The organism is Candidatus Binataceae bacterium (genome assembly GCA_035294265.1).
In the GTDB taxonomy this organism is placed as follows: Bacteria; Desulfobacterota; Binatia; order Binatales; family Binataceae; genus DATGLK01.
In genome coordinates this window covers 1-8,193 of record DATGLK010000089.1, presented here as the reverse complement: position 1 = coordinate 8,193, position 8,193 = coordinate 1, and the positions used below count along the sequence as shown (strand labels likewise).

The following is an 8,193-nucleotide window of genomic DNA, read 5'->3' as shown; positions in this document are numbered from 1 at the left end:
AATTCCGCTATCGATTCTGGCAGGCGTTCTAGGGCTATATTTCTCCAACGCCACGATCAACATCATGACACTGGGCGGGTTTACTCTGGCGATCGGTCGATTGGTGGACGATTCCACCGTCGTGCTGGAGAACATCAATCGCCACCTGGCCGCGGGACAAGAACCTGAAGTGGCCGCGCGCGAAGGGGCCGAAGAGGTTACCTACGCGGTGCTAGCTTCCACTATTAGCACCATCGTGGTCTTCCTGCCGGTGGTATTTCTGTTCGGGGTAGCCAAGTATCTGTTCAGCGCGCTGGCCCTGGCGGTGGTGTTTTCGATGGCCGCCTCCTACGTGGTATCGATGTCGATCATCCCGCTTTACTGCGCGCGCTACCTGACCGCGGCCGACGTTCAGGAGGGCGACGAGCATCGCCGCGGCGTCCTGGCCGCCTTCGACCGCGCCTACGAACGCTTTGCTGAACGCTTTGCAATGGTGCTCAATCGAGTTTTGGATCACAAAGGCATTCTGATCGGCGGCGTGACGGTGCTGTTTGCAGGCTCGATGCTGTTATTTCCCACTTTGGGCCAGCGGTTGTTCCCACGCACCGACGCGGGCAAGTTTGTGATCGATATTCGCACCCCGGTGGGCACTCGCCTAGAGTTGACCGAGACCGCGGCCAAGCGGATCAACCGCATAATCCACGAGGTGATTCCGCCCAGCGACCTGAAAACCGTGGTTGCCAATTTGGGGGTGGTACCAAACGTCTCAGCGATTTACACCACGAACTCGGGGGAGGATACCGGCGAAATCATGGTCGCGCTTAACGAGGGACACAAGCTGCCGACCGCGTATTACGAACAAAAGCTCAGAGTAAGATTGGCTCAGGAGATGCCCGAGGTCGGAACCTTTTTCGTTTCGGGAAGCATTATCGACGCCGTGCTGAATTTCGGCGCGCCGGCGCCAATCGACGTACAGCTCAGCGCCCCGATGACCGAGCCGTTCCCCGCGATATTCAAGTTTGCCAATCAGGTGCGCAGCAGGTTGCTTAAATTGCCGCAAGTGGAACAGTCGGAGATCAAAGAAATCTCCGAGTATCCTACCTTGATGGTTAACGTCAACCGGGCTCGTGCGGCACGACTGGGAGTAACCGAGCGGCAGGTGGTAACCAATCTGATCACCGCCATCGACAATAACGAAATGATTAAACCCTCTATCTGGATCGACCCGATCTCGGGCGACGATTATTATCTCAGCGTTCAGTATTTTGAAAAGGACATCGAATCGATGGAGGCGCTCAGAAACATTCCGGTGGGGCGCCGAGTGGATCCTTCTTCGGTGTATTTCAGTTCGTTCCAACCGCATGCCGGTGGACCATCGGCTGGCTATGGACACGAACAGTCGGTGCTACTGCGCGATGTTGCGACCCTCAGCGAGGCCACCTATCCCTCGGAGGCTGATCACTTTAATATCCAGCGGGTGGTGGATGTCCTGGTATCGCCCAAGAGTAGCGATCTGGGCGGCACGCTGCAGGCGGTTCAAGAAGTAGTTGGAGGTCTGAAGCTGCCCAAAAACATCAAGGTGTACTATCGGGGTTCGGTGGAAATAATGGAGCAGGCCTTTTCCAGTTTCAAAGGTGGCTTCATACTTGCGATCGTGGTGGTCTATCTCGTGGGTGTAGCCCAGGGGCGGTCGTGGCTGGATCCCTTTATCTTCTTGTTCTCGGTCCCAATGGGCCTGATCGGCGTGGTGTGGATGTTGTGGGCAACCAATACTACGGTCAATATAGAATCCCTAATGGGCGTGATCGTAATGATTGGAATAGTCATATCGAACGCCATCTTGCTGATCGACTTTGCCAACGCGCGCCGCGCCCAGGGGATGGAATTACGCCGTGCTGCGGTCGAGGCCGCGCGCATTCGGATGCGCCCGATTTTGATGACTGCGCTGGCTACGGTGGCTGGACTGCTTCCGGTGGCGATGAAGCTGGAAGCCGGCTCGGAAGCCTCGGCTCCGCTGGCACGCACGGTTATCGGCGGCCTTAGCGTTTCGACCATCATGACCCTTTTCCTGGTCCCTGCGCTGTGGGAGCTGTTTTATTCCTGGAAGAGAAACCAGGCGTAATTGGGTCAGAGCAGCGACTGAAAAGGCGGCAGCGTCGCAAGACTGCGCGTGTGCCACGCTTTAGGTGCCGGTGGGGCGGGGGGAGGGCCTGGCTTGTGCGTAACGACGGCCAGCTGCCCGGTGTCTACCCATCCGGCCATGCGATGGCGATTGGCCGTCGATTGGTGTCGTTGACGTCGCTATGCTCGTCGAACTAGTGTTGGGCTAAATCACGGGCAGCTGGAAAAGCCGATCCGTTCGATCAGTGTCAACCGGGTGCCTTTCGCCATTGGCAAGGCGGGGCCTGGCTTAACCAAGGCGATTCGCCCGCGGCCGTTAGGGCTACGGTCAGGAGGAAGTCGGGATGCTCACACACGAGGAGAATGACCTGTTGGTCAAGGTGGGGCCGGGAGCGCCGATGGGTGAATTCATGCGCGAGTATTGGATTCCCGCGGTGCGCTCCGAGAGCCTGCAGGCGGACGGCGCGCCCAAGCGGGTGCGAATCCTGGGAGAGAACTTCGTTGCTTTTCGCGCGACCGACGGCCGAGTAGGTTTCTTTGATGAAGGCTGCCCCCATCGCTGCACTTCGCTGGCGCTGGCCCGCAACGAAGACAACGCGCTGACCTGTATCTTTCACGGCTGGAAGATCGACGTCTCGGGTAAAGTGGTGGAAGTACCCTCCGAACCGCCCGAGCGGCGCGCCGAGTTCGCGGCCAAGGTACGGGTGCGCCATTACCCGGTGCGCGAGGCTGCCAACACGGTATGGGTCTATCTGGGCAAGCGCGATCCGGCGCCCAATTTCGTTGATTTCGAATTCAATCGCCTACCTGTCAACCAGGTCGCGGTCTCCAAGGCCATTCTGCACTGCAGTTGGTTGCAGGCGATGGAGACAACGATCGATTCCTCCCATCTGGGCGTGCTGCACTCCTTCTGGCTCAAGAACAATCAGGCCAACACCGGTACTCCGCTGGCGACCTACAACAACGGCCCCATCTACGACTACATTATGCAGCCCTATGGCTTTCGCGAGGCGGCATTGCGCGATTTGTTCGATGGTACCGTTTACACTCGTATTCGCGAAGTAGTGGTGCCGTTTTATTCGTTTGTCCCCATGGACTCGGCGGCGCCCAACCTGACCCTGTGCCCGATTCCGATCGACGACGAATGGAGCGTGCTATGGTACTTTCAGTTTTACCTGGACAAGCCGCTGGACACCAACGCCCTATTTGCGCGCCAGGAAGCGCGTGATCCTGACGACACCGCGGCCGGCCTGGGTGGTATCGAACAGGTCTGGAGCCAGGATCGGCGTAAGATGAAGGAGGGCCATTGGAGCGGACTCAAGTCACTAATCGCTGAGGACTTCGCAGTCGCCGAGGCGCCAGGTGCGATCGCCAATCGGACCCGCGAGTATCTGGGTTCCTCGGATAGCACCCTGATTCGCTTCCGCCGGCTTCTGATCAAGGCGGTGCGTGACCATCAGCGTGGTCAGGCGCCGATGGGGATGGACCAGCAGGTAGACTTTGGCAGGATTCGCGCGGTGACCTTGCATAATCGCAAGGAACTCAATTGGCGCGAGGTCGATCCGCGAAACCCGCCTAGCGAGCTGCTGGTTTAACCGGCTTGAAAAAAGGGCCGCGGGCGACGGTCCAACCGAAGACCGCAGAGCCGCGCCGCGCGGTGGCGCTCCGAAACGGCCCACCTACGGTGCGCACGCTGGGTGCTGGACATGTGCTCGCGCAGCCATGGCGCAAGCTAGGGTCGAGCCTCAGTTTGGCCAACCCAACACAGGTAGTAAGATTGCTCTAGTATCGTGCTGGCCTTGGTGGGCGATAAATGGCTTTTGCCCACAAGAAGGTTGGGGGAGGGGTGGCCGAGCGGTTGAAGGCACCGGTCTTGAAAACTTGCCCGCGAGGTTTTCGAGGATCATCCAAAGTCATATAACGCAGTAAATACAAGGACTGTTGGGAGATCGAGATCACGTCAGATCCTGTGGATAAATCCCAAAGTGGGCACTAAGTGGGCACTGGAGCTACGGCAATACCGTATAAGAGTCTAGGCGGCAATGCCGTAGAGTACCGACGTGGAGTCGGAAAGTTCGAGATTGCTGGCGGTGACCGAGCCGGCCGCGCTTTGGTCTTAACATGATGCTTGGTCCACCGCTTGACATCTACGGCATTGCCGTATAATTTCGAGATGCACACCGTCGTCGAGACCCCCGCTTATCTCGCTGATACCAAAGCCGCGGGGCTGACAGAAAGCGAGCGAGAAGCGGTGGTTGAGATGATCGCCCGGCATCCCGATGCTGGCGACGAAATCGGTGGTACCGGCGGCGCACGGAAGGTCCGTTTCGCGGGTCGCGGGAAAGGAAAGAGCGGCGGGTATCGCGTGATCACGTTCTATTCCGGCAAAGACATGCCGGTATTTTTGCTGGTCCTGTATTCGAAGGGAGAGAGAGCGAACCTGAGCAAAGCGGAACGGAACGAGTTGAAGGTTATTCTGGGGGATATCGTTCGGGAGTACAGGAAAGGAGCGAAGCGGCGTGTCTAAGATTGGAACGAAGCTCATCAAGGCGGCCAAGGAAGTTCGCGCGTTCGCGCGGGGTGAGATTACCGATGGCTTCGGCGTACATGTGCCCGAGGACGTCGACGTCAAGGCGCTCAGGAAAAAGCTGAAATGCTCGCAAACAGAATTTTCCCGGCGATTCGGGTTCGCCATCGACGCTTTGCAGGACTGGGAGCAGCACCGAAGGACACCGGACAGGACTGCGCGAATATTTTTGACCGTTATCGCCCGCGAGCCCGAGGCGGTCCGCCGAGCGCTGGCCGGGGGATCGCGCAGTGGGACTTTGCCAGAGCGCTCCGAACAAGTACGTCGATGATCGGCAGGCTGGGAGATGCGGATTACCAGGACGCCTTACCGGCGGTGCTCAGGCGCATCGCCGGCTCGCTCGACAAGCGCGTCGAGCTCCGCTTCGTCAGTGCGAGCAGGGATATCGACGACGCCCGCAGAGTGAAATGAAAACTGCTGACGCTTTGCATCCCGTCGACAAAATCAACGAACTCGTCCAAGCGGTCACAACCGCGGACGTATCCTTTGAAATCTGGCGGCTCCTGACTTTCAAGAACACAAACGTCGAGACCGCCCCACACGCCCGCGCTTTCGGAGCCTATCGCGGGTTCTTCATCCCCAGCGTTCACGCCCATCTTATTGCCTGCGTGATGGCTATATACCGCTTATTCGATTCCGATTCCGGCGTGGTCAGCCTTTCGGCTTGTAACGATCTTCGCAGGAGGCTGACAAGCGATCAGAACGAGGTCTTTCGGCGGAAGTTAGGCAGCGTGCGTGACATCGCGGACCGAGTCGCTGGGCTACGGAATCAATTGTTTGCCCGCCGCGACGATAGCAGCGTCCAGGCAGCCTTCGATAGGGCGAGGCTGAAGCGGGACGAGCTTCGGCAACTGATCAACACAGCGCGCGAACTCGTCGAACTGCTACGTTCGGGTTGGGATCTTCCGGAACGCATGTGGCCGGCGACGGAGGGCGCCGCTCAAGACACCATCCGCCTTCTCGACGATCTGGGCGCCTGAGATCTGGCGCCTAACTCGCGGGCGTGCACCGATAGCTGGGTCACCACAGCAAGCCAAGCATATCGATCGGGCCGGGCGGCCACTGCTTGGCCCCAATCCGCAGGATCATCGTGTCGTGCTCATACGTTACAGTCAGTCCGGCGCGCGAGAATCTGGTTTGGCCAGGAACCTCGATCCACCCGAGCTTCGCGTACACCGGCGATACTTCGTGCCGGCAGACTGATTCCATGCATGGAGATTAGCGAGCCGCGCCACGAATGACCAACGTCATTCGAGATGACCTGAGATTTCGGAAGATCGTGACCGGCGCACCGGAACGATCGATCATCGTCATCTGAGATCACCTCGGGTCTGATAACGCTCGCCGCGATCAAATCCAGCGACGTTCCTTCGCCGTATCGCTCGCCGCCGTTCTGGCAGGCGTTTTGCTCACGTCCTCAATCCAGCGAGCACGGATTCAGACCGCGTGCTCGATGGTCTGGAGCGAGGCATCAGGATGGAAGGCAGCATTTACGTCAAGGCACGGCGCGAATGGGACGAGCGTTACGCTGATCTGGTTCTCGGCAAACGCAACTGGCAGATCGCGGCGACAGGTCTGCTCGTTCTCTCGCTCGTCCTCGCCTTCGGACTTGTGCGAGTCAGCACGCGCAGCAGATTCATCCCCTACGTCGTCCGGGTCGATGGACTCGGCTACGCCTTGGCCGCGCCCACCGCGCTCGGCGAGAGCACCGCCCAGCTAACCACGGAAAGGATGATGCGCTACGAGCTGGCCGGCTTCATCCGGGACTCGCGCGAGGTAATCGCCGACCCGCAGGCCGAGCACCAGGTGATCGGCGAGGTCTACAGCCGGGTGCGCGGCGCGGCCTACAAGTTCCTCGAGAACTACTACCACGACCAAGACCTCGCCCATGACCCGTTCAAGGTCGCGCAGCATACGACGGTAACCGTCCAGATCGATTCGATCCTGAAGCTGTCCCACGCCACCTGGCAGGTGCGCTGGACGGAGCAGGCGCTCGGCCTCGACGGAGCGCCCATCTCAACCACGCACTGGGAAGCCGTGCTCGATACAGAGATGGCGCCGCAAGCGTCCGACGCCTCGATCCTTGACAACCCGCTCGGCTTTTACGTGACGCGAATCAGTTGGACGGAGCAACGAAGCTGACGGAGGAGGGCGATGCGAGACAAGATTATAGCAATCGGTATCGCGCTCATGCTCGGGCTGGGCGGATGCGCTTCCCAACAGCCGTCGCCACCACCTCTCACGCTCGTAACCCACGCGGCGCCGAAGGTAGCGCCAGCGCCCGCGCCGCTGACGGGGGCCAAGCTTCTCGCCCAGCAGCCGCCCGAAGTCAGGCAGGCGGTCTCGGAGCACGACAAGACCGGAGCGTGGCCATCGTACACCACGCCCGCATACACGCTGTACCCTTACGGTGAAGTCGCCGATCCGGTCATCCACTGCGCGCCTCTTAGGACCACGGATATCCAGCTTGAGCCGGGCGAAACGATTACCGACGTTGCGCTGGGCGACAGCGAGCGCTGGATGGTGACACCGGCCTCCTCGGGCGATCCCCGCGATCCAACCCCACACCTTGCGGTCAAGCCCAAGGCGGCGGGCATCGCGACCAATCTGACGATCTACACGACGCGCCACATTTACCACCTGAATCTGCGCTCGCGGCCGGGCCACGAGATGCAGGAGGTCGAGTTCTATTATCCCGACGACCTGCTTGCCGCGATGGCGCAGGCCGACCAGCAGGCCAAGCGAGAGACCGAGGATGCGAAGGCTGACGACCCGGCGGTCACGCCGCTCGCCTCGCTCGATCCGGGCGACCTGAACTTCTCGTACAAGGTTGCCGGGCCGAATGTGCCGTGGAAGCCCGTCCGCGCGTTCGACGACGGAAGCCACGTCTTCATCCAGATGCCGGCCGGCATGAAGTCGAGCGAGGCTCCGGCGCTGCTCATCGCGGCGGGCGACGGCAACGAGATGGTCAACTACCGGGTGCGCGGCGACTACTACGTGGTCGACCGGCTGTTCGATCAGGCGGTGCTGGTTTCCGGCGTGGGTCGCGCCCAGGACCGCGTCCAGATCGCTTACACGGGCGCGGCGAGGTGAGCGATGGCGGCAACTCTGAAAGCGGTTCAGCAGACGCAGCGTCACGGCGGCGGCCGTCTCACGCGGACGCTGGTTATCACGGTCGGAGCGGTATTGGGCGGTTCGTTGCTGGCGATGATGTTGGCGCTTCATTCCGCGTCGCAGCCGGCCGAGAACGGAACGCTGAAGGATCAAGCAGTCGCGATTCCAGACATGGCGCGACGGCGAGCGGTGGCCGACCTCGAAGCCGACGCCAAGCCGGTCACGATGCCGACGGCGGCTCCGGTGTCGGCGCTCTCTTCACCGCCAATAGTCGCGCGGCAGAACAATCCCGTCGCCAGACCGCCGAGCCGGCTGGCCGAGCTTGAGGAGGACGAATTCATCAAGGCGCTCGGCGCGCCGCAGATGGTCGAGTCGTTCCACAACCGCGCGCT

General features: G+C 60.5%; 9 protein-coding genes. All 9 read left to right on the top strand.

Features of this window, described 5'->3' with window-relative positions:
• Positions 1-2,101: efflux RND transporter permease subunit (locus tag VKV28_13965; protein ID HLH77904.1), on the top strand; the 2,101-nt coding region annotated here is incomplete at its 5' end.
• A 343-nt stretch (positions 2,102-2,444) separates the two neighbouring features.
• Positions 2,445-3,695 (top strand): Rieske 2Fe-2S domain-containing protein, encoded by a 1,251-nt coding sequence (locus tag VKV28_13960; GenBank protein ID HLH77903.1) that lies wholly within the window; start codon positions 2,445-2,447, stop codon positions 3,693-3,695.
• A gap of 578 nt (positions 3,696-4,273) precedes the next feature.
• Positions 4,274-4,627 carry a type II toxin-antitoxin system RelE/ParE family toxin gene (locus tag VKV28_13955; protein ID HLH77902.1) on the top strand — a complete coding sequence of 118 codons (354 nt, stop codon included), beginning with the start codon at positions 4,274-4,276 and terminating at the stop codon, positions 4,625-4,627.
• Entirely contained in the window at positions 4,620-4,958 is a 339-nt protein-coding gene (locus VKV28_13950; protein ID HLH77901.1) for a hypothetical protein, read from the top strand. The genes VKV28_13955 and VKV28_13950 overlap by 8 nt, the downstream gene beginning before the upstream one ends.
• Entirely contained in the window at positions 4,955-5,098 is a 144-nt protein-coding gene (locus VKV28_13945; GenBank protein ID HLH77900.1) for a hypothetical protein, read from the top strand. The genes VKV28_13950 and VKV28_13945 overlap by 4 nt, the downstream gene beginning before the upstream one ends.
• Positions 5,095-5,667, top strand: a complete 573-nt coding sequence (locus tag VKV28_13940; protein HLH77899.1) for a hypothetical protein — start codon at positions 5,095-5,097, stop codon at positions 5,665-5,667. The genes VKV28_13945 and VKV28_13940 overlap by 4 nt, the downstream gene beginning before the upstream one ends.
• 496 nt (positions 5,668-6,163) lie before the next feature.
• Positions 6,164-6,829 (top strand): VirB8/TrbF family protein, encoded by a 666-nt coding sequence (locus tag VKV28_13935; protein ID HLH77898.1) that lies wholly within the window; start codon positions 6,164-6,166, stop codon positions 6,827-6,829.
• A 12-nt stretch (positions 6,830-6,841) separates the two neighbouring features.
• Positions 6,842-7,780: a P-type conjugative transfer protein TrbG gene (gene trbG / locus VKV28_13930; protein ID HLH77897.1), complete on the top strand. Its 939-nt coding sequence runs from the start codon at positions 6,842-6,844 to the stop codon at positions 7,778-7,780.
• 3 nt (positions 7,781-7,783) lie between these two features.
• On the top strand, positions 7,784-8,193 hold a 410-nt coding region (locus VKV28_13925; GenBank protein ID HLH77896.1), incomplete at its 3' end, for a hypothetical protein.

What these genes read in the sequence shown, in the direction of transcription:
- VKV28_13940 (HLH77899.1), top strand. Translation starts at nt 5,095, where the DNA reads ATGAAAACTGCTGACGCTTTGCATCCCGTCGACAAAATCAACGAACTC.
- VKV28_13945 (HLH77900.1), top strand. Translation starts at nt 4,955, where the DNA reads ATGATCGGCAGGCTGGGAGATGCGGATTACCAGGACGCCTTACCGGCG.
- VKV28_13955 (HLH77902.1), top strand. Translation starts at nt 4,274, where the DNA reads ATGCACACCGTCGTCGAGACCCCCGCTTATCTCGCTGATACCAAAGCC.
- VKV28_13960 (HLH77903.1), top strand. Translation starts at nt 2,445, where the DNA reads ATGCTCACACACGAGGAGAATGACCTGTTGGTCAAGGTGGGGCCGGGA.
- VKV28_13935 (HLH77898.1), top strand. Translation starts at nt 6,164, where the DNA reads ATGGAAGGCAGCATTTACGTCAAGGCACGGCGCGAATGGGACGAGCGT.
- trbG (HLH77897.1), top strand. Translation starts at nt 6,842, where the DNA reads ATGCGAGACAAGATTATAGCAATCGGTATCGCGCTCATGCTCGGGCTG.